This window comes from Desulfogranum marinum (assembly GCF_963675105.2).
In the GTDB taxonomy this organism is placed as follows: domain Bacteria; phylum Desulfobacterota; class Desulfobulbia; order Desulfobulbales; family Desulfobulbaceae; genus Desulfogranum; species Desulfogranum marinum.
Genome location: NZ_CAXXRO010000004.1, coordinates 1163451 through 1186132, shown reverse-complemented (window position 1 = coordinate 1186132; position 22682 = coordinate 1163451). Strand labels below are relative to the sequence as shown.

Annotated in this window: 18 protein-coding genes and 1 other RNA gene; 9 read left to right on the top strand and 10 right to left on the bottom strand. The window is 44.5% G+C overall.

Annotation, left to right across the window (positions count from 1 at the left end; genetic code table 11):
- The first annotated feature begins 2 nt into the window (after positions 1-2).
- Positions 3-533, top strand: a complete 531-nt coding sequence (locus ACHZCY_RS14050; RefSeq protein ID WP_319549330.1) for a type II TA system antitoxin MqsA family protein — start codon at positions 3-5, stop codon at positions 531-533.
- A 1435-nt stretch (positions 534-1968) separates the two neighbouring features.
- Here ACHZCY_RS14050 and ACHZCY_RS14045 read toward each other — a convergent pair.
- On the bottom strand, positions 1969-2214 hold the full coding sequence (locus ACHZCY_RS14045) for a hypothetical protein (protein WP_319549329.1): 246 nt from the start codon (positions 2212-2214) through the stop codon (positions 1969-1971).
- A gap of 236 nt (positions 2215-2450) precedes the next feature.
- Between ACHZCY_RS14045 and ACHZCY_RS14040 the strand changes: the two genes are divergently transcribed.
- From ACHZCY_RS14040 to ACHZCY_RS14020, 5 genes are all read left to right on the top strand, one after another.
- A complete protein-coding gene (locus ACHZCY_RS14040) occupies positions 2451-2909 on the top strand; it encodes a hypothetical protein (RefSeq protein WP_319549328.1) in 459 nt (152 codons plus the stop codon).
- An 89-nt stretch (positions 2910-2998) separates the two neighbouring features.
- Entirely contained in the window at positions 2999-4270 is a 1272-nt protein-coding gene (locus ACHZCY_RS14035) for a hypothetical protein (RefSeq protein ID WP_319549327.1), read from the top strand.
- 95 nt (positions 4271-4365) lie between these two features.
- A complete protein-coding gene (locus ACHZCY_RS14030; protein WP_319549326.1) occupies positions 4366-5508 on the top strand; it encodes a tyrosine-type recombinase/integrase in 1143 nt (380 codons plus the stop codon).
- A 2-nt stretch (positions 5509-5510) separates the two neighbouring features.
- Positions 5511-6773 carry an AAA family ATPase gene (locus tag ACHZCY_RS14025; RefSeq protein WP_319549325.1) on the top strand — a complete coding sequence of 421 codons (1263 nt, stop codon included), beginning with the start codon at positions 5511-5513 and terminating at the stop codon, positions 6771-6773.
- Positions 6774-6791: 18 nt separating this feature from the next.
- Positions 6792-7658, top strand: coding sequence for a DUF4435 domain-containing protein (locus ACHZCY_RS14020; RefSeq protein WP_319549324.1), 867 nt, complete (start codon positions 6792-6794; stop codon positions 7656-7658).
- A gap of 100 nt (positions 7659-7758) precedes the next feature.
- Here the strand turns inward: ACHZCY_RS14020 and ssrA are convergent.
- The 7 genes from ssrA to htpG form a co-directional block, all read right to left on the bottom strand.
- Positions 7759-8118: a transfer-messenger RNA gene (gene ssrA / locus ACHZCY_RS14015) on the bottom strand.
- A 38-nt stretch (positions 8119-8156) separates the two neighbouring features.
- Complete coding sequence (gene smpB / locus ACHZCY_RS14010; RefSeq protein WP_205222118.1) at positions 8157-8612, bottom strand: SsrA-binding protein SmpB; 456 nt, start codon at positions 8610-8612, stop codon at positions 8157-8159.
- Positions 8613-8659: 47 nt separating this feature from the next.
- A complete protein-coding gene (locus ACHZCY_RS14005; RefSeq protein ID WP_205222119.1) occupies positions 8660-10480 on the bottom strand; it encodes a GspE/PulE family protein in 1821 nt (606 codons plus the stop codon).
- 88 nt (positions 10481-10568) lie between these two features.
- A complete protein-coding gene (locus ACHZCY_RS14000; RefSeq protein WP_232370983.1) occupies positions 10569-11123 on the bottom strand; it encodes a YqaA family protein in 555 nt (184 codons plus the stop codon).
- A 34-nt stretch (positions 11124-11157) separates the two neighbouring features.
- Positions 11158-11787: a protein-L-isoaspartate(D-aspartate) O-methyltransferase gene (locus tag ACHZCY_RS13995; protein WP_205222154.1), complete on the bottom strand. Its 630-nt coding sequence runs from the start codon at positions 11785-11787 to the stop codon at positions 11158-11160.
- Between the two features lie 35 nt (positions 11788-11822).
- A complete protein-coding gene (locus ACHZCY_RS13990; protein ID WP_319549323.1) occupies positions 11823-12197 on the bottom strand; it encodes a putative periplasmic lipoprotein in 375 nt (124 codons plus the stop codon).
- A 228-nt stretch (positions 12198-12425) separates the two neighbouring features.
- Positions 12426-14312: a molecular chaperone HtpG gene (gene htpG, locus ACHZCY_RS13985; RefSeq protein WP_205222122.1), complete on the bottom strand. Its 1887-nt coding sequence runs from the start codon at positions 14310-14312 to the stop codon at positions 12426-12428.
- A 325-nt stretch (positions 14313-14637) separates the two neighbouring features.
- Between htpG and hemG the strand changes: the two genes are divergently transcribed.
- Entirely contained in the window at positions 14638-16038 is a 1401-nt protein-coding gene (gene hemG / locus ACHZCY_RS13980; RefSeq protein WP_319549322.1) for a protoporphyrinogen oxidase, read from the top strand.
- A gap of 62 nt (positions 16039-16100) precedes the next feature.
- On the opposite strand, the gene dnaA is transcribed toward hemG, so the two are convergent.
- Complete coding sequence (gene dnaA / locus ACHZCY_RS13975; RefSeq protein WP_319549321.1) at positions 16101-17420, bottom strand: chromosomal replication initiator protein DnaA; 1320 nt, start codon at positions 17418-17420, stop codon at positions 16101-16103.
- A gap of 604 nt (positions 17421-18024) precedes the next feature.
- The gene (locus ACHZCY_RS13970; RefSeq protein WP_319549320.1) at positions 18025-18747 is read right to left on the bottom strand and encodes a ComF family protein; all 723 of its coding nucleotides are present in this window, start codon (positions 18745-18747) and stop codon (positions 18025-18027) included.
- A 269-nt stretch (positions 18748-19016) separates the two neighbouring features.
- Between ACHZCY_RS13970 and ACHZCY_RS13965 the strand changes: the two genes are divergently transcribed.
- The gene (locus ACHZCY_RS13965; RefSeq protein WP_205222126.1) at positions 19017-19778 is read left to right on the top strand and encodes a lysophospholipid acyltransferase family protein; all 762 of its coding nucleotides are present in this window, start codon (positions 19017-19019) and stop codon (positions 19776-19778) included.
- Positions 19779-19980: 202 nt separating this feature from the next.
- A complete protein-coding gene (gene bamA, locus ACHZCY_RS13960) occupies positions 19981-22653 on the top strand; it encodes an outer membrane protein assembly factor BamA (RefSeq protein ID WP_319549319.1) in 2673 nt (890 codons plus the stop codon).
- The last annotated feature ends 29 nt before the right edge of the window (positions 22654-22682 follow it).

Here is a 22682-nt window from a genome sequence, read left to right as displayed (position 1 = left end):
TTATGGAAACATGCCCAATTTGTGGCCACACATTGCAGGTTATAAAAGACAAACCATATGATTATTCTGAATGTGGTTTAAATGTCGTATTGTATGGGATCACCCAGTATTATTGCGAATCTTGTGAAGAGGCATTTGCTGAAATTCCAGATATCTCCAAACTGCACAGGTTAATAGGCGCCAATATCTGCACAAAGAAAAAAGCTATTTTGCAACCAGCGGAGATTAAATTTTTACGAAAGAACCTCCAACTCAAAGCTAAAGATCTTGCAAAGGCTATGGGGGTTAGCGTTTCTACTTTGTCGAGATGGGAAAACAACAAAAAAGAGATAAGTGATGGCTATGACAGGTTGTTGAGATCTCTTTATATGATGTACGCATCCGAAATGGATTGTTGTATTATTCAAGAAGGTGTTCTTAATTTATTTAGAGGATTCCCGCATCAGAGAAAGCATATTGAGCAACCGTCAGAAATAGCGTTAAATCCACAGGAATGGATGATAGATAGTTGTATTTGTGCACCTGCTTCATGAACATCTGGTTGATGCAAATTGGATCACCTTTCAAAGGCAGGGCTTAACGGCTCTGCCTTTTTTATTGTCCAAGAAACGACCAAAATGGGTACAGATCTATTATTGTCGCAGACTACCACAAGTATGATCACAATTGACGACCGATAGATTCTACAGGAACAGACAAGACAACAAAAAACCCGAACTCATTGATTAAGCTCGGGTTTTAAGCCTTTCCAAGAATATCTTGGAATATGTTTTGGTGGAGACGCCGGGAGTTGAACCCATCCCCCGTCTTGAATACCGGTAGCTGACAACCAATTGGGAAAATTCCGGGAAAACCAATCTATTTCACACCGGCTTTTTCAACACTTTTTAATTTCAATAGCCTTCAAACTATCTTTCAAATACCACCAAAGTATTAGACCATTAGCCAGGTAATAACTCCATGAAGGGCCTTTTACTACGGATATAATCAAAGAAGATATCACTATCATCAACACGAAAACGACTGTAGATTTGACAAGTTCCCTGAGACTGAATAAGCCCTTACATTTTTCTTTCTCGACTCCGTTCTCAATCAAACAGCAACACAATCGACCTGTTATTAAATTCTCCGTTCTAAAAACAACAGAGAGTTCATTTTCATCCAAAGAAAAGCTATGAACACTTCTCTTCGAAAAAGATCTCTTTTGACTCAGTACCTTACCATTCTGAATGATATATTCTTTTCCGCTCCACATTGACCCCCAAGCAGTTATCACCCCACTCTCATAGGGAAACAAAAAACAAAATCCACTTCCATTTGATTTCTTCATCATTCCTCTTCTATATAAAAGGCTAAGCAATCCAAGTAAGCCCATACCCAATTACCACTTACCTTACACTTGGAATATTGCCAGGCAGTGTCGATCTATAGCCCCCGAGCGCGCGGGTTCTAACTTTCATCTACCGACTCAGTGTAGCTCTAGGCCACGGGGCGTACTACCCTCTACTAATTATTATCATAGTGACAGCTAAAACTATTCTCTCGCAAGATTTTCCATGCGGGGGAGCGCTTGCGAGGGGGCGAAAAGAAAAGAGTATCAAGGGTGTCGAACCTCGCACCTTATTGACCTGATGGACGTTAAGACCTATCTAGGAAAATAACGGGAGAAAATCGCCTTTGTTCCAAGTCGGCTTGAATCACCTCTGGGGGCTGGGGATCTGTTCCCCAGCAAGCGACCTTAGGAGCGTAGAAGTCTTTAAAAGTTCCACCTACCGGCCCTCTTTCCACTACTTCCGAACTCGTTAACTGCGATGAAATACATTTGTACTCTTCTCAGCGTCTTTTACGGACTCTCAGTTTACTCTAAATTGCCCTTGGAGGCAGTTATTCTGCACTAGCTGTCCATGAACTCGATTCAACTAGAAAAGACACAATCCCCCTAAAACATTGAATGCTTACAACAAAACATCACAATGGCAACAATTCCCTTATATCAACTTTACCTGTTCTTTTAGTATCTTCAAACTTTGCCAACGCCTCAGTACTCATAAACTCGCTTGGAAGATTCAATATTTTACAAATGCGGCCTCTATTTTTTTTCTTTCTAGGGTTAATCGGTTCAATTTTATATTTCTCCCCTACAACCACATTTACCTCTACTCCGCCCCTCTCAACTCTCAACTCCCCATTTTCTTCATGAATAGCCGTAGTCATTTCCTTTCTCGTCACCATCAGCACACCTCAATAATTTCTTTTTTCTTACTCTAAGAGTTTTACCAGCTAATTTTATTATTCCGCAACAGCCCTATATTAACACAACACATACTCATACAAAAATTATCGTTACTCATAACATCAAAGATAAATTATGAGAAAAAGCGGATTTCTATTGACACACTTAAGATCGGTCGCTATGCTCATACAATATTGAGCCACCTTATGAGGATGCTATGAAAAAAATTCACGAAGATAAAACAAGAGCCACTTTCTACATTGACAGCAGGATGTATAAGCTTCTCAAACGCTGCAGCGCCATAGAAGGAATCCCTATGTCAAGCATCATTAACGATGAAATTTTGGAAAACCGTGTGGGTAAGTATCAATACTCAAGCCCAGAAGAAGCAGAGTATCAAAAATGCGGTGCTGAACGTGATGCCCAGGAAAACGAACAAGAAGAATACTATGAGGCCTATTCTAAAACGCCAGAAGGACAATTTGAATCCGCTAAATATTTCATAGAAAAACAATTAAAAGAAAACAGTATTCTTCCTGAAGAAGCTGAACGACTTATAGAAAAAGCTTCGCGGAAATACGAAGAGCAAATAGAACAAGAAAGGATTAGGGAGGAAAAAGAAAAAGAAAATCTCAAAAAGAAGTGGGAGAAAGCGATAAAAAAATACCCCTTATAGAATAACAATAAAAAAAGCCCACCAACTGGACCAGTCCCGCCAAGAACCATCCAGTCAGTAGGCCCAACAAACACCACGGAGGTGTCCGTATGGACTCAACTTACAATCAAACGCACTCGTCTGTCAATCCTGTCTCTGGCTCAGGGACCAATCAAAATGTAATCGAGGGTGAGTCTTTTTCATCCTCAGAGGTACGTGATGTGCCTCTGAGAGATGAAAAGGGGCAAACCTGTATAACATGCCCCCCTCAACTAGTAACTGGTATTGATACCTTAGATGTTTCGATCTGGCTGGAATGGCCTGATCACTCTTTCCTTGAACTTGTTGACGAACGGAAGCAGATCGTTCAGGAGACAAATATGAAATCCCTCTCTTTCAACTTTTGGGGGATTGATTTTAATATTCACAGAACTGGCCGGAACCTCTTTCCTTATCATTTGAGCAGAGGTGATGCTCATTTACTCCTTAATAACCGATCATCTACAGATTCTTTCTGCACCGGACGCATAGAGGTTGGATCAATTTCATGCTGGTCGCCTGGGTATATCGAAACTTTCGATTACCTGCTTCGATTCCTCGAAGTACAGGGCGCTAAGCTTATAAGGGAAACTGTTTCAAGAGTTGATTTAGCCTGTGATACTATCGACATTTCTTTATCCCAAACAAAGGTGGACGACCAATCAAGATGGGTCAAACGTGCTAAACAATTTAGTATCCATCATGATGGTAATACCCTCTCAGGCATTACCCTGGGTAAGGGTGATATTATGCTCAGGATATATGACAAGGTTAAAGAGCTCAAAGACAAGCAAGCCACTTCAAAGCAAGAATTATTTAGCAAACTGTGGAAACAAGAGAAATTTGATCATTTGCCAGTAACAAGGACTGAATTTCAACTCAGGAGGCCTATTCTCAATCAATTCAGCAACGAAAACGGCAATAAGGTTAATACGGTCGCTGAAATAAAAAATTCTCTACAAACGCTTTGGGAGTATTGCACTCAACAGTGGGCGCGCCATGCTTGTAAATCGGTAGACAGAGAAAACAACAACCAAAAGCACATTGAAAACTCCTCCTTCTGGCAGTTGGTATCTTCTGCACAGTTCAGCGGATCAATCGTCCTAAAAAGACTTCTACCTGTTCCAAAGATTAACATCGATCCTCTTATCGCTCAAGGTACAGGCTGCTTACTCACTGTTGCTGCTGCAGCAGGACACGATGTTGACGATATTGATGGCATAGCAGAAACAATAAAAAAAATAGCACACGATCAATTAAAAAAATTCCACAAGGATCGCTACTCAGAATTCTCTCGAAGGTTCTGCAAACGCAGGAATGATGCTATTGGACTGATGGACTAATACTACACATTCAAGCGAACCGCTTTTATATTGTCATGTCAGACAGTTTGACAAACAGCAGACACCGCTCTATCATCGGCCTAGGAGGGCTATGTATGAAGGGTGGTATCTACACTGATCAAAAGTGTTCTGTTTGCGGTCACAATCTGAAAGACGATGGGAAAAAGGCGGTTCGCTGCCCTCTTCACCCTCAACAAGTTGCTACTTCTTTCCGAGTCCATTTTGATAGGGTTAAACGAAGATTCAAGAGCTACCCAGAAGCCCAACGCTTTCTTACAGGCCTTCGTTACAAAACCGACGAAGACACATTTGACGCCCGTGAATATTCCAGCAAGAAACCTCTTAGTTTTGCCAACCTCGCAAGCTCCTGGCTTACAGTCAAGGAAGATACTGTTAAAAAGAGCTCATACAACAACCTTCACAACTACATGATGAAGGCAATTGACGCTTGGGGCCATCGAAACATAAAAGAAATCGGATTTGCTGATATCGAAGATTTTTTCATTCTTCACCGTAAAAAGCTCTCGAGCAAAACGCTTTCTAATATGCGCTCAGCACTCCATGATTTCTTTAACTGGCTTGTTAAGCGAGAAGTTATTTCTAAAATTCCTAATTTTCCAGTAATCAAGGTGCAACTTGCCTACAGACAAATAATTGGAAAGGAAACCCAGCAGGCTATTTTAGAAGAGATTTATCGTATTGCTCCATTCAAAGTTTGGCTTGGCATCAAGTGGCTTTGCACATATATCGCTATCCGTCCTGGCGAATTAGTTCAAATTAGAGAACAAGATATAGATACCGAAAATAGATATATCTATATTCACCACTCTAAAACAGGCGAGACCAAGCCTGTTCCAATCCTTGATGAAGATATTGAACTTTACAAACAAACAGGGCCAAGTTTTCCAAGATCGTATTTCTTTCGTCACGACACGGGGAAAGGCGGTATTAGCCAAGGGCAGGAATATGGAGATAAATATTTCTATAAATGGTGGAAAAAAGCCTGTAAAAATATCGAAATTGAAGGTGTTGACCTATATGGTGGAACTCGGCATAGCTCTGCGGTTGCATTACGAAAACATTTCTCACCAGAACAGATTAAACAAGGAACAATGCACCAAACGAATAAAGCTTTTGAGAGATATTTTAGAATTGGATCAGATGACATTCGATCTATATATCAACAGGCATCAGACAGTGCAAAGACAGTAACTCATATTCAAAAAACTAAAATATAACTATGCTGACAATTACAAAATTCACAATAACAAATTTATTTAATAGCTTTGAACATACAATCAATTTTCCTCCTCCACTAGAAGGAGAAGACTTACCAAGAATCGTAATTATTGTCGGTCGAAATGGCATTGGAAAAACGACCATATTAGACATGATTGATGGACTACTTCGACTTGATTTCACTTCATATAGAAAAGTACCATTTTTAGAATCTGAATTAATTTTATCATCAGGTGACAAGATAAGAGCAAAGTATTCAGAAAAACGTCAATGCATAGAAGCTTCATTCAACGACACCAAAGCACGCTTATCATTATCTGAATCTGGACCAGCATTTGAGAAAGAACTCGATGCTATAGAGAAATTCAGACATGAAGCTTTACCTATATTGTCACAAGTTAGCTACCAAAAGGTAGACATTCATAGGTCAATTGCACTTCGCGATGAATCAGAAAACAATATCGAAAGATTTAATAAAAATAATAGCCATGATAATATTCAAAGAGTTGACCGTTATTACAGGGGAAAACTAGAGAATATAAAAAATATAAAATCAGCATTATCTGTAAAGGTTAAGAACTTTTTACAAGAAGCCCAAATTGATTATCAGAAATATTTCTCATCTGAAAATATTGATTTCATACCGAAAATAATAAAAAGACTACAGGTGAGAAATCGACAGTCACCAACTATTAGTAGCCTCATATCAAGACTCGAAACGATAAAAAGTAGTGAAAAAAAAATGAGCAGGTTCGGGTTATCAATGAGCATTGGAGATATCAATCAATTAGCTGATTTATTAAAATCAGACGACCCTAACACTAAATCGGACGCAGCTATTGCGGCACTTGAAGCCTATGTTGAAACTCTAGAAATCAAACATACGCAAAGAGAATCTATAGCAGCAAGACTTGAAACATTCGAGAATTTGATAGCAAAATTTTTTGCGGGAAAAAAAGTTCTCATTGATTACGAGTTAGGCTTGAAGATTGAAACTAATAGCCAAGAACAAATATCTGAGTTCAACTTAAGTTCAGGCGAATACCATTTATTATACATGATGGTAACTGCGCTAGTGAGCAAAAGAACAGGAACAACGATTGCTATCGACGAACCTGAGCTTTCACTTCATGTACAATGGCAACGTGAATTAATTTCGACACTATGCGCATGCGCATCAGGAGCCTCTCCACTCTTTATACTTGCAACTCATTCCCCAACAATAGCTTCTGAATACAGGGATAAGTGGGTTGAACTTACTTAATCAAGGGCAGATTTAGAGATGGCACCAATGCGATATACCATTACAGAACTGATTGGCGAACTGGCCCTAGACAGAGAGAAAAAAATATTATTTGTAGAAGGAGGCAGAGATTTGTCATTTTGGCGAAAATTCACCCCTCCCTCTACAAGGCCGAATAGCTCTATTTACCCTATATGCATGATTGATGTCCCAGCAATTTCTGGTGGAGAAAGAGGTCGTTTGATCGAACTTGTTAAGATCCTAAATCAGAATGGACTAGAAGACAGAGTTTCTATTTTTATTGATGGCGATAACAACAAAATACTTGAATTAACGTTACCGGACAATGCGATAACAACAGACTATCGCGACCTAGAGACATATTGTTTTAATGCTGAATGCATTAACGAGTTAATTCAAACTGGACTGGCGAATAACAATGTATCATTTAATGACTTATCGAATAAATTAATTTCTTTTTCCTACCCCATTGGCTTATTACGGATAGAGTCAGAAGAAAGTGGCATTGACCTCCCGTTCCAAAGAACCTTTCAAAAAAACAAAAGAAAAAATTACATTCTAAACAACGGAGAAAATATTGAACTAAACGAACACAAGCTATTGGTTAATTTAATTCAGAACTCATCAACGTTGGCCATGACTAATTACGAAGAGATAAAAGAAAAACTTGACAAGAAAAAAGAAGATCTAGAGCAAATAGATATAAGACTAATAATACACGGAAAAGATTGGTTTTTTATACTTGCAGAACTTTTATCAATTCCTCATGAATCTGTAGAAGCTCTTTTATTCATTTCTCTAAATTACGAAGAGCTACATGACTTACCTAACTTAAAAAGTACAGAATGTTTCTTATGTACACCGCCACCAGAATTAGCCCACTAGCTTTTTATATTGACACTATAATAATTAAGTTGGGAAAAGAATGGGAAAGAAAAAAGCCGACACTAAAGATAAACTTTACCTTTAATATCGGCTACTTAAATGGTGGAGACGCCGGGAGTTGAACCCGGGTCCGGAAACTCTCCCCTTACGTATCTACATGCTTAGTTTCGGGATTTAATCTCGTATCCTGCGCTCCCCCGAAACAGGGATAACCGGATACCAGCCTGAAAAGTTCTCGCCAACCGTGTCTCAGACGTACGCGGTTGACCAGCCTACAGAGTCGACGCTCCTAATCCAGTCCCGTAGACAAAGACTGGTGGAGCGGCACAGCAGACTAAGCTGCCAGTGCGTAGTTATAATCGTCTGCGATTATATTTAAAATCCGTCAATTTTACGAGCTGACAGCAACTCGACATGCAACAATAAGCTTCAATATCCCCGTCGAATCCGTTTCGTCCCCATATATAGAATTTGTGTTAATATAATTAGAGCAATTGTTTAGTCGCCACGTCGCATATCGCGATCTATATCGCGTTTTGACTGTTTTTCTTTGAGCGACGCTCGTTTATCATAGAGTTTTTTACCTCGGGCCAGTCCCAATTCAACTTTGGCTTTCCCATTCCCTATAAAATATATCTTAAGTGGGATAAGCGCAATCCCCTTTTCGTGCAATTTTCCAATTAATTTGCGCAGCTCCCTTTTGTGGAGCAGCAATTTTCTAACCCGGAGAGGGTCCTGTACCATATCGGTGGCAAATGAGTAAGGTGAAATATGCACATTGTACAAAAAGAGTTCCCCATTCTTCATCTGGGCATACCCATCACGCAGGTTTCCCTTACCTGCCCGTAACGATTTCACTTCCGGGCCTTTGAGCACAATGCCCGCCTCAAAGGTTTGATCGATATGATAATCGTGAAACGCTTTTTTATTTTTACAGACTACGTTAATTCCCATGCCCTTATTGTGCCCACCTCATAGTTAACAAAAAAACAACCTGTCTCTTACACATCTCTGGTTACACGTAACGCTTCTTCGATGGTTGTCAATCCGCTTTGCACCTTGCGCCAGGCATCTTCCCGCAGGGTAGACATACCCTCGCGTATGGCGATCCGGCGTAAATCGTCTGCTGTTGATCTGGAAGAAACCAACGCCTTCAGCTGTTCCGACATGGGGAAAATTTCAAAAATACCAATACGCCCATAATAGCCTGTTCCCCGACAATGACGACACCCTTTGCCCCGCTGCAGCTCAAACGCCCTCTTTTCCCCCACAGGAAAACCCATTTTTTGCAGTTCCGCCGCCTCAACCTCGTAGGCTTCGGTACAGTTGGGGCAAATACGCCGCACCAACCGCTGCGCTAACGCGCCGAGCATGGTAGAACCAATCAAAAAAGGTTCCAGGCCCAAATCTTCCAAACGGATAATAGTGGAGACTGCATCATTGGTGTGCAGAGTGGAAAATACCAGGTGGCCGGTTAAAGCCGCCTGCACCGCATATGTGGCCGTGTCCAAATCACGTATCTCTCCGATCATGATAATATCGGGATCCTGCCGCAGGATATTACGCAAAATATTGGAAAAAGTAACATCAATTTGTGCCTGCACCGCAATCTGGTTGAATTCCTCGTGGACCATCTCCACCGGATCTTCAATGGTGACAATATTTATGTCCGGGCCGGCAATCTGCTTAAGGGTGGAATAAAGCGTAGTGGACTTACCGCTGCCGGTGGGCCCAGTCACCAGCACAATCCCGTGGGGAGACGACATAAAATTGTTGTACACGACCCGGTCACGCCGAGAAAATCCCAATCCGTCCAGATTTTGAAAAATAACATCTGCATCCAGGATCCGCATAACGGTTTTTTCGCCAAAGGCAACCGGCACTGTGGACACCCGAACCTCTGCCTCGCCCTCTTTCTCCCTACGCCCGATTTTAATACGGCCGTCTTGAGGCCTGCGCTTTTCGGCGATATCCATCCTTGCCAGGGACTTAATCCGTGAGGTAATGGCAGAATGCACGGCTTTGGGTAATTTATAGATAGTATGCAGTACCCCGTCTATCCGAAAGCGAATCATACAGATATCCCGTTTCGGCTCTATATGGATATCACTAGCCCGTTGCTCCAGTGCATAGCTGAAGAGATGATTAACAGCAGCTTTTATATGCTGATCGGTCGAGGCCAGCTCCTTGCTGGAACTGAGACGCACGTATTGTTCCAGATTGCCGATATCAACCGTGGTGTCTGTTCCGGTTCCGCTAAATTGAGTTTCCGCAGCCGTTATAGAACGCTGAAAACCGAAAAATTCAGCCAGTATTTTTTTGATGTCGGTGCGGGTGGAGAGAAAGGCCCTGATTTTCACCTGGTTTGCCCGTTCGATATCGGCAAGTGGTCCGCGATTATCGGGGTTGTAGGTTACAACCTCCAGGATACCGTTGCGTAGGCCAAAGGGCAGAATTAGATGATTGACAGCAAAGGATCTGGAAATGGTTTTGGTTACAATTTCCATATCCAATTCCAGGGGGTCGAGCTTTTTAAAAGGGATTTTCAGCTTACGGCCAACCGCACGCATGATCACCTCTTCGCTGAGCAAATCCCCTTTAGACCCGGGAATTTCCAAATTCAGCGACGCGACCACAGCAACCAGGTCAGGATATCCTTTTTCAATCTTATACGGGTCTTCCTTACGCCTCCCTCCTGCCAGACGAAGCAGTTTCTGCCGCTGCTTTCCCTTTTCTAAAATGACAAACTGGCGCTTATCGGCGCTTAACAGCCCATCTTCGACAAGAAGATCCAGTAATTTATCACTATTTAAAAAGCTCATACTTTGTCCTAAAGGGAAATGCAGGATGGACTACCAACACACAGCCTGCACAGGCCGATCTTGGAAAAACATCAGAAACCAGCTCAAGCTACAACAGCACCTTGATCAGGATAAACCCACCTATTAATAATACAAGAAAAACGATGGTGAGAATATTAAAATATCGATTGATAAAATATTGGACAGGAGCCCCAAACTTGTAAATGAGACCGGCAACAAGAAAAAAGCGGGCTGACCTTGCCAGAATGGACATAAACATGAAGGTCGGAAAGTTAATCTTAAATGCACCGGCAGTGATGGTAAACAACTTGTACGGTAGCGGGGTAAACCCGGCAGCTCCCACGGCCCACGCATCGTATTGGCGGTAAAGATCCTGGACTGTGGCGTATTTGTCCTGGAGTCCGTACATGTCAAGAATAGGCCGGCCAAGGGTTTCCATAAATCCCATCCCCAGGCCGTAGCCAATAGCGCCACCGATAACAGAACCAACAGCACAAATTGCTGCAAATTTAAAAGATTTCTGCGGAGCACCGACACAAAGTGCTATTAAAAAAATATCAGGGGGGATCGGAAAAAACGAAGATTCGGCCACAGCAATGAAAAAAAGAGCCCACACACCGGCAGGTGTCTGGATCCACTGCATGCACCGGTTATAAATCCTCTGCAGAAGGGATAATTTATGATCGCCCATTGAACCCCTGCCAGCCATGAGCACCAATTAAATCGACAAAACGTACATGCTCAATCAGCTGCACTGTAATTTCCCCTTCCTCTTTGGTCAGCAGTTGGAGTTCCTGCACGTCATGATCGCCTACCGGAATCACTAATCGGCCATAATCTGCCAGTTGATCTATTAAGGGTTGCGGTACGACCGGCCCACCGGCAGTAACGACAATCGCATCAAAAGGCGCCTGATCGGCCCAGCCTACAGTACCGTCATCAATACGGGAAACGATATTATGATAACGCAGTTTATCAAAAACTTTTCGGGCTCTGCCCAGCAAGCTATCAATGCGCTCCACCGTGTACACTCGCTCACAGAGTCTGGAAAGTATAGCTGCCTGATAGCCTGATCCGGTGCCGATCTCCAACACCCGTTCCCCGCCCTTAAGCTGGAGAGCCTCGGTCATCAGTGCCACAATATACGGCTGGGAGATAGTCTGTCCACTGCCTATGGGTAAAGGGAAATCACCGTACGCACTTGCTTGCATGGCATCTTCGACAAACAGATGCCGGGGAACCGTGCCTATGGCATCCAGTACCCGTTGATCCCGGATTCCCCGAGATACCAACTGCTCTTCCACCATGCGTAGACGATAAATATCAAATGTAGAGGGAGAATTCACTTGACTTCTTCCCAAGTAAAATCATCCACCCAATCCTGATCAGCCTCGCTGAAGGTCCGAAATTCACAACGGGTTACCACGTCATTTTTCAAAGTTATCACTACCATTTCATATCCGTCTCCATCCACCCAGGAACTTACTATCGGCGTATGCCCCATAAAACCGGGAAGGTCTTCATAGTATACGTACTCAACCTCGACCGGTGAGACTCTGCGTTGTCCGTTAGGTTCTCCAAGATAGAGCTGCACATCATTTAATGTTGTTACTCCGGGCTTGATCAGTGATGCATCTGATGCAAGATGCCGTACCTCCTTGGAGTGGCACCCGCACAGCAACAACAATACAGCCACAATCATAAAAAAATGTCGCACAAGTACCTCCTTGTCTACTCCTGTAACCAGAGCAACCATTCAAGACCTTAAAAAAACGACCTTTGTCATTTCAGCGCATTGATAATAAGAAAAAAAGAAAAGGTTGTGTTCATATATCGTGAACACAACCTTTTTTCAAGCCAAGAGTAGGATCACACCACAAGGTGCCGTCATCACAGCCGAGCAAATGCGGCCCAGCACCCGGGTAATCACTGTCTGTTCATGCGGTTAGGACTCTTCACCGGCTGCCCGCTCCAGAATACGATAATTGCGGCTGACCATTTCCATGGGATCGATAACCAGTCCTGCCTGGATCAGGGCATTGTCATACACCTGGTCGACAATGATGCCTGCAAAATCGGGATCTGCGTCCTTGAGAGAGGCCAACTTCTTAATCAATGAACTGGAACCATTGATCTCCATATCCTTTTTGGAGTGCATCGCTCCCAAGCCGCCCTCCTGACCGGAAGCTTGCATGATCCGCTCCATAGAGGAGGTCATGAATCCGTCCACATTCACAATCATGGCAGGGCTATCAACCAGTCTGGTTGAACTTTTAACATCCTGCACACGATCACCAAGACGTTCTTTTATCCACTTGCACAGCGCCTCCACCTGATCCGCGGGCAAAGCCTCACCCTGCTCCTTGTCTTCGGTAGAGCTGGTATCTTCGGTTGATTCGGGCAAACGGATATCAGCTGTATCTGCTGAGACCAGTTTTTTACCGTCATATTCCCCCAGATGATTAAGGACAAAATCGTCAATTGGCTCAAGGGTGTAAAAAATTTCAATACCGCGTTTCTTGAACATCTCCACGTAAGGTCCATTTTCCACAGCAGCCCTGCTCGGACCATTGATAAAATAGATCTTATCCTGACCATCTTTCATTCTGGCGATATAATCATCCAGGGAGACCATCTCACCGGCTTCGCTTCCAGAGGATTCGAAGCGGAGCAGCTTGCCCAGATCATCGCGGAACTCAAAATCAGAGGTTACGCCTTCCTTGATAAAAATGCCGAAGGTCTTCCAGAACTGCTGATAGCCCTCTGCATCCTTTTTGGCCTGCTCATTAAGGAACTTGATAAAACGCTTTGTCAGTACCTTGCGTAACTTATACACCAACGCATTATCCTGCAGCGACTGGCGGGAGATATTGAGCGGCAGATCTTCCGAGTCGACCACACCCTTGAGAAAACGTAGCCATTCCGGCAGGATATTTTCACTGTGCTGATCAATCAGAACTTTCTGACAATAGAGGTTAACCCCCGGCTGCATCCGGCCCATACCCGCAACTTCGAAGTTATCCTTAGGCACATACACCAACGCATTAATTGCCAACGGTGCATCCGCTGAGAAATGAAGCCTGTACATCGGTTCATCGGCGGCGTTACCAATAAATTTATAAAATTCAGTATATTCCTCTTCAGTGATCTCGCTTTTAGAGCGGGACCAGATTGCCTGGACCGTATTCACGGTCGTACCTTCCACCTTGACCGGAAAGGGAACAAACGTAGAGTACTGCTTAATAATATGCTCAACCGTAAACTTGGTGGCATAGGTCTCGGCATCTTCCTTCAGGTCGATGATAATTTTGGTGCCTCGATGAAGCCCTTCGCAGGGGCTGACGGTATAGGTTCCTCCACCATCCGAGATCCATTCGTGTCCTTCGCTGCCGTCCCATGAACGGGTTTGCACCGTCACTTTTTTGGCAGCCATGAATACCGAGTAAAAGCCGACACCAAACTGACCGATGAGGCTGACATCTTTTTTCACGGCCTCGGCAAGCTCTTCAAAAAAACGGCTGGAACCGGAATGGGCAATAGTCCCCAGGTTGGTTTCCAACTCCTCTTTGGTCATACCAATGCCGGTATCAGTGATGGTTAAGGTCTTCTTTTTATCATCACAGTCAATGTTGATCTCAAGCGGTACATGGGCATCAAACTCAGCCTGCTCGACCAAACTTTGGTGTCGATATTTTTCCAGAGCATCAGCCGCATTGGAAACCAACTCTCTCACAAAAATATCTCGTTCCGTGTACAGAGAGTTAATGACAATATCCAGAACCTTCCTGGTCTCTGCTTGAAACTGTTTGGTTTCGACCTGTGCTTCAGTCATGATACAAATCCTCTTTTTCTACTTTTTAGTGTTATTTATGAGAACGGGGCCTACCATTCATGCCGGCGCATGATTGCAATCCAGTTGCATCCCCCACGGCGACCCTCTATCCCGAATTTATCCGGGCTATGACAGCTCTTCCATCATATGAACCATACGCGATATACAACGGCCTATACCCATTGAATAACGCGCTTTTTCACCAGAAACCCCAAGCAAAATGGGCCTTTCTTTTATCCGGCGAACATGGTAAGCACGATTAGCTGCCTGTCAAGACTCGGCACACCATGCTCCCTTTTGTAAATTTTATTTTTGTTACCACACTATGGACAATCAATTCTACGACGTCTGCATCATCGGTACCGGCATATCAGGGCTTTCCACGGCTGCCTTCCTCCTCGATCAGCAACCGGATCTACGCATTTTAATGCTGGAAAAAACAGAGCAAAGCGGTGGAGCCATCAGCAGTTATCACCAGGATGGATTTCTAGCCGAATGGGGTCCCCACGGATTTCTTGATAACTGTGAGGCCAGCAGAGAGCTTATTCGCTTCGCATCCCTTGAAGGTGAATTGGAAACAACACCACTTGCCGAGTTTGTCCGCTATGTCTGCCTGGACGGCAGACTCCAATGCATTCCCCAAACGCCGCTGCGCATCCTCAGGCAACCATTGATCTCTGTTCCGGCAAAGTTACGCGTACTCGCAGATCTCTGGAAAAAGCCCATGCCGGCCTCCCCTTCTGTGGCCCAGTGGGTTGAATACAGGTTTGGAAAAGCTCTGCTCCCGTTTGCAGATGCCGTTTTTACCGGTACCTATGCCGGTGACATCAACAAACTAAAAATTGATGCAGTAATGCCCGGTGTCAGAGCCCTTGAGCAACAACACGGTTCTGTTATTCGTGGCGTCATCAAAAAAATGTTTGCCAAACGCAAAGGGGACCATAAACGTAAAGGCATGCCTGCAATGACCAGTTTCAAGGGAGGAATGGGCAGGCTCCCGCAACGCCTTAGCGAGAAAATCGGCGACAAAGCCACTATACTCTATAACACCGAGGCAACCGCACTGACCAAAACAGATGACCAATGGCAGGTAGCCACAGGTGCTACGACCTACCACTGTGCCGATCTGGTTGTTGCACTTCCTGTGAATACAGGTCTTCCTCTGCTGAGACACGCACAGCCCATGCAGCCACCGCTTGCAAGTATCCCGGAGGCCCGTATTATTTCTGTAATCCTCGGCTTCACAGAAGAAGCGCAGATCCCCTTTGGTTTTGGCTACCTGGCACCTGAAAGAGAAGAACGATTCTCCCTTGGCACCCTGTTTTCTTCACATATGTTTCCCGGTCGCGCTCCTCAAGGGCATCAAATAATAGAAGTGCTGGTGGGCGGACGTCGACATGCAAAACGGCTCCAGCTTACAGACAATGAGCTGATCAATTACGTGTACCAGGATATTCGGCAAATTATGGACCTGCCCAAGGCCCCATGTTTCAGCAAAGTTTTACGCTCCCCTTATGGTATTCCTCAACTGGAGAGCGGATATACTGATCTACTGGCCTGGCGGGAAAGGGTAATGCAGGGCGAACCCAATCTGCATATTTGCGGATTCGGCTGGAAGGGTATCGGTATAAATGACATGACCCAAGAAGGCCGGAAAATGGCGCAAAGGATTATAACCAGACAGGAACAGGGAGATAGTGCAGAGGTGAAGGGAGTTTACTTCTAAAAAAAAGAGCAGGCAGCTCCCGCCACCTGCTCTTTGTGCAAAAAAATCGATGTAAAAAATGCTCAGTGCTCCAACTTTGAGCAGAGCATATCCACTTGCTCCTTGGTGGCTTGTTGGCGAGCCATGTCGCGGGTGATAACCTTGACTGCATACAAAACCGTTGAATGGTCACGGTTGTACATCCCACCGATGTCAGCCAGTGAGTCTTTGGTAAATTTACGGGTCAAATACATTGCGATCTGACGCGGGTAAGTGATGGCTCTTTTTCTGGACCGAGATCGCAAATCGTCGGTACTGACCTTAAACTGCTCACTGACCAGATCTCGAATACCGGCAGCAGACATTTCTTCAGTTTGGCAAACAAATCCTGACATAATCTCTTTGAGCATATCCATATCAGGAGCTTGACGACGAAGGCTCGACTTGGCCTTGATCCCGAGAATGGTGCTTTCCACCCGCCGTATGTCTCCTTTCAGTTTTCTGGCCAGGTAATCGACAAGTTCTTCGTCCAATTGCAGATTGCTGCCGTGCAGCTTATGTTGAATGATACGAGTTCTGGTGTCATAGTCAGGGCACACAATATCGGTCACCAGACCGGAAGTCATCCGACTGCGGAAGTCTTCGTCCAAGCCCTTGAGTTTGTTAGGCGCAACTGCAGATGTCAAAATTACCCGACGGCCTGATTTAATCAGGTAATCAAGAATCGTATTCAGCTCTTCCTGGGTCTTATTTTTACCGACAAGCGTATGAACGTCTTCGACCAACAGGAGATCGCAACTGTTAATATACTTCTTGGAAAACTGCTCCATGGAGTTGGAACGGAGGTTCTTTACCATATCTGCAGTAAACTGTTGGGCAGTGAGATATTGCATCCGGGTTGCAGGTGCGGAGTTGAGCACCTCATGGACCACGGCCTGAGTCAAATGACTTTTACCAAGTCCGGTGGTGCTGTTCATGAACAGACAGTTGCCATATGTTCTATCACCAGTGGCAAGTGCAGAACAGGCAGACTGTGCCAACACATTTGATTCCCCGACCATAAATTGATCAAAGGTAAATGCCGGATGCAGAGAACGATATCTGGACTGGTTCACGGAAACGCCGGGAAGACGCAACTGTTCTCTGGTACTACTTGTACGTGAAACCACTGGTGCCTCAGCTGCCAGCACTTTTATTTCAGGCGTCATGCCCATCTTACCGGCAGCACCTTTCATGAGATCAATATAGCGGTCTTCAACCCATGCACAAAAATAGCGATCCGGCCCAACCAGTTCAATACTCTGTTCGCTTTGCTCTCGGCATTCTAACGGTTTAATCCACAAACCGAATTCGCTTTCCGGCAAAGAAGAGAGTAACGATGATTTGATCGCATTCCATATCATAAGGTCTTTTCCTTAAAACTACTTGATTTTATTAGTAAATATGTACAGGAAGGTACTACGTGGACATCTGTTTTTTGCTATGACCATTGATGTACCTAAAATCCCTTTTCCGGTCAAAATCGATATGGACTGATTTCAAGGTACAAATCAAGAGTATATTAACAAATTCCAGGATAATGAAAGATTCAGTGTATAGAGCGAGCTCAGGACGCATCTCCCCAACCTACCGTTTCTTTCCTCAGCATTTTCATAAAGACACGAACAAACAACTACTTAAAAACTAACCGAACAAGTTACTAACAAGTTACTAACAACTGCATAACTCTACAATGCTCCACACAGCTCTCCTTAACTAAAATATGCTCAATTTTCAGCTTACGAAACACCCCTATGGTTTAATTGCCCTCTATTGCGTAGTTTCCACGTCTGTTTCGACTCAAAAAAAATGTCATTTTTTTATGACACTTTTACCCACAACGCCCATCAAGGCGTGGCGCGATTGCTTACCATCTTTTTCCATTATGTCAATGAGTTAAGGAATAAAAAAAACAAGAAAGATAGGGATCGAAAGCGCCGACAGAGGATCCATCTGTTTAAAAAAACGCTATAACTGCAAGCTCCTCGCGACAGTGAAAACTTCTATCCGTTTGGGTTTTTCGCGGCGCAAAACACGAGAACATTCGTTTATGGTACTGCCAGTCGTAAAAACATCATCCACAAGGAGTATTTTTTTCCCTGTCAACAAACCCGATCTCGACAGCTGAAAACACCCTTTAAGATTTTGTCGCCGCTGTTGACCACTCAGTGAGGATTGCGGACTGGTGGCTTTGGTCCGTACTAACAAGCTTGCATGTGTTAATGTTCTCCACTGGGGAAAACAATGACGAGCAAGCACCAGAGCCTGGTTGAACCCCCGTTCCCGTAATCGCCCTATATGCAGCGGCACCGGAATAATGATATCAGGCACAGCAAAATGTGCTAACATACCTGATTGTTCGGCTATTTTTTTCAAGGTAGGTACTGCTGAGGTGGCATTGGAGAATTTAAGTGCCAACAGGAGGTTGCTTACAGGGGACTGATAAAACAAGGCAGAGCGAGCGTAATCAAAAAGATAATGATTGCGAAGGCATGATCCACAGAGATGATCTTCACCACCCGGAAAAGGCATACCGCAGGTGATGCAAAGGGGGGAGGAAATAAATCGAAGGTTGTCGCGACAGGAAGGACAGATAAGCGGAGGCCTGGATGTGTCCAGCCGTTGTTCACAGCAAAGGCACTGCGGAGGAAACAGGAGGTCGTGCAAGGCCTCAATATATGTATGCACCATCCATACTCCCCATTTAAATCTGGTATACCAATCGAAGAAAAAGCACCTGTTTATAACAACCCGCCAAGCTGCCTGGGCACTCTTTCTATCATTGTAGCCAAGGGAGACGGTGACATAACCTTGCAGATTTTATCTGTCCATGTATATTTCGACTTTGCAGAAAAGGATGAATAGACCGGCTTTCTGTTGCTATCTTTCCTTGTTACATGGAATCAATATAAAGATCACAGGCACAACCAACTACATCCACCTTAACTATCACAATCACGATGTCTCCCTTTCAATATGTCCGTGCAGCAGTTACACTGATCCTTGCCCCTCCCCTGACCATTATCATTTCGACGCTTGCCTGGCTCGATCTCACCTGGTTTCGTAAAGACAAAGACAAAGCTCTTTTTTACCCCCGTCTCTGGGGCAGAATACTTTGTAAGCTTGTTGGCGCAGAGGTAGAAGTTGAAGGCCTGGAAAATATACAGCCTGACCAGACCTACATATTTGTCGGCAATCATGCCAGCCAATTCGACATCTTTAGTTTTCAAGGCTATTTCCCTTATACATTCAGATGGATCGCCAAAAAAGAACTTTTTAATATTCCTATTTTCGGCCAAACCATGAAAAAGGTGGGCTACATCGCTATTGACCGTTCCAAAGGGCGACAAGCAATGAAAAGTCTGGACAAGGCTGCCGAGCAGATTGCCGCGGGCAATTCGGTGTTAATTTTCCCCGAAGGGACTCGCAGTTCCGATGGTAAGCTTCAGGAATTTAAGACAGGCGCTATTCTCCTGGCCATAAAGTCCGGGGTCCAGGTAGTTCCCATCGGCTTTAACGGCTCTTATTCGATACTCCCCAAGAAAAAGCTATTGGCTGACAACGGTAAAATTACCATTCGTATAGGTACCCCCATGCCAACCAACCATTACAAATCAAGGGACAAACAAGCCCTTGCTTTGTCACTCCATAATGCTGTCCAGAAATTGTTGGACAACAAGCACAAGGTCGATGAGGCACCTACAACACCTGTCGAACAATAAATTTCGCCTTCGTTCCGGAAAGGTGGCGAAAGAAGCCAACAGCATAGTAAGATTATAATTCTTTGCAAAAATAAAGGAACGTGTCATAATGCCAGCGTTATTCTTGGTAGTAGAATTTCAACACAACGTAGATTGTCTCCTGCCACATACAATCAGTTAACATAACTTCCCTGACAAAGCTTTCTTTCACAGGAATCGTTCAATGCAGTCGTCTATTCGAATTACACCCTCTTTTCTGTATAGCTTTTCTACGCTCTTAGCAATTGTCTTGCTCTATTGTATACCATCGGCCCTGGCAATAGAGCAAAACACTGCATTTATTCCCTTAAAAATCAATGCTCCCAACCCGGAAACCTTACTTGTTCCAGTTGATAGGGCCTTAGAAAAGAGCGTAGCTGAAAAAAATTATACATCCATTTCCAGAAACAAGGCGACGTCTCTTGTAGATTATAAAGGGACCTGGCCTCCGCCTGCAAAGATCATCAACCAAATCTCTGAAAAAACGGGTTATGACTATGTGGCCATAGGCAGTCTCACCCAACTGGGAGACAAGTACAGCCTCGATTTCTCCGTATTTGATGCCTTGCAACCGAGCTCGCCTTACTCCTATTTTCGTGAAACAGATTCCCTTGAAGATTTATCCCGCGTTATCAGTGAAGTCGTTGCCGAGGCTGTCAGTTTCGCCAACCGCAGCTTCACCGTCGCTTCCATTGCCCCAGCCGGCAATAAACGTATCGACGCAGGGGCTATCCTTCGCAAAATTACAACCAAACCAGGGGACATCTATGACCCTACAAGCCTTAGAGAGGATTTAAAAACCGTCTTTTCCATGGGCTATTTTGACAATGTGGAAATAGAGGCAACTGATACCGACAACGGAAAAAAAATTCTTTTTAGAGTCCAGGAAAAGCCACTCATCGGTAGTGTGGTCATTACCGGCACAGATAACATCAAAGAAGAAAATGTCCGTGATGCTGCTAACATTGCAACCAACACCATTCTTAATCCAACCAAGGTCAATGATGCTGTTACCAGGGTAAAAGAGCTCTACAAGTCAAAAGGCTATTACAATACTGAGGTAGAGGCAACTATCAGCTATCCCTCTAAAGATAACGCAGAAGTACGTTTAGTTATCCAGGAAGGAGACAAAATAAGCGTCGAAGAGATTACCTTTCAAGGTAACACCACCTTTGAAGACAGCGACCTGCTCGATATTATCCAGACCGGCACCTACAGCTGGTGGCTCTCCTGGCTGACCGATGCCGGTGTGTTAAAGATGGATATCCTCAAGCAAGATGCGGCTCGGCTTGGCGCTTTTTATCAAAACCATGGTTTTATCGAATCCAAAGTCGGCACCCCTGTGGTCGATCAAAAAGATGATGGCCTGTACATCACCTTTCCAATTGAAGAAGGCCCCCGTTACAGGGTCGGTATTGTTGACGTGGAAGGCGACCTTATTAAAGATAAAGAGCTGCTGATTAGTAAGCTGCAAATCCGCCAGGAACCGTTTCTCAACCGTCAGATACTGCGCGAAGATACCACCCGCCTCACCGATGTGTATGCTGAGAATGGTTACGCTTTTGCGGAAGTCACTCCCAGAGTAAACAAAACCGACGTGGGCAAGCGTGTCGATATCATGCTCCACATAGAAAAAGGCTCACTGGTGTATTTTAACCGGGTGGAAATCCAAGGCAATACCCGCACCAGGGACAATGTCATCCGCAGGGATCTTCAGGTTAAAGAAGGTGGCCTGTTTGACTCTAAAGCCATTCGCACCTCAACCCTTAAATTACAGCGCCTGGGTTATTTTGAGGAGGTTACCGTTACTCCTAAACCGACGCTCAACGAAGATAAAATGGACGTGGTGGTCGATATCAAGGAAAAAGCCACCGGGCAGTTTAGTATTGGTGCAGGGTATTCCTCCTCTGAAAATGTGATGTTCATGGGGGAAATCAGCGAAGACAATTTCCTGGGAACAGGGAACCGGTTATCGCTGACAGGCTATCTCAGCAGCAAATCGGCCAAATATAAACTTGCCTTTACCAATCCCAGACTGTTTGACTCCAATGTTTCCGGTGGAGTTGATCTCTATAACTGGGAAACAGAATATGATGATTACACCAAAGCGTCCACAGGTGCGGGGGTACGCATCGGTCATCCGCTCATCGAAAAGTGGTATGCCTACTATGGCTACACCATTGAAAATACCGACCTGAGTGACATCGACGACGACGCCTCCGAGGTAATCAAACGCTCTGCCGAGATCAACCTGAACAGTTCCGTCCGTTTGTCTCTGGTGCGTGACACCAGAAACCGTACCTTCTCTCCCAGCACTGGTTCACGCAACTCGGCAAGTATTAAATATGCAGGCGGCCCTCTTGGCGGAGATGCCCAGTATACGAAGATAGAAGGTGCTTCCTCCTGGTGGTTCCCCATGATCTGGGATACGGTTTTTCATGTCAAAGGTGCTGCCGGCCAGGCTTTTGCCAATGAGGACGACAAACTCCCAGTGTACGAACATTTTTACCTGGGTGGTATGAACTCTATCCGTGGTTTTGAGTCCTATTCGATCAGTCCGCTTGATGAAGAGACCGGTGAAAAAATCGGTGGTGACAAGATGTGGTATGGAACCGTATCCGTTATTTTCCCACTGCTCAAAGATATGGGTATGCAGGGCGAAGTTTTCACCGACTTTGGTAATGTATACGGAGTCGATGAAAGCTGGGACTTCAATGAGTTCAAAAAAACCGCTGGTGTCGGTATCCTCTGGCTTTCTCCTTTAGGCCCGCTCAGACTGGCATGGGGATTCAACCTGGACAGGCAGGAAGACGAAGACAGTTCCAACTGGGACTTCAGCATGGGCGGTACGTTTTAAGCGTTCCTTACCCTCAATTTAAAAGAGTA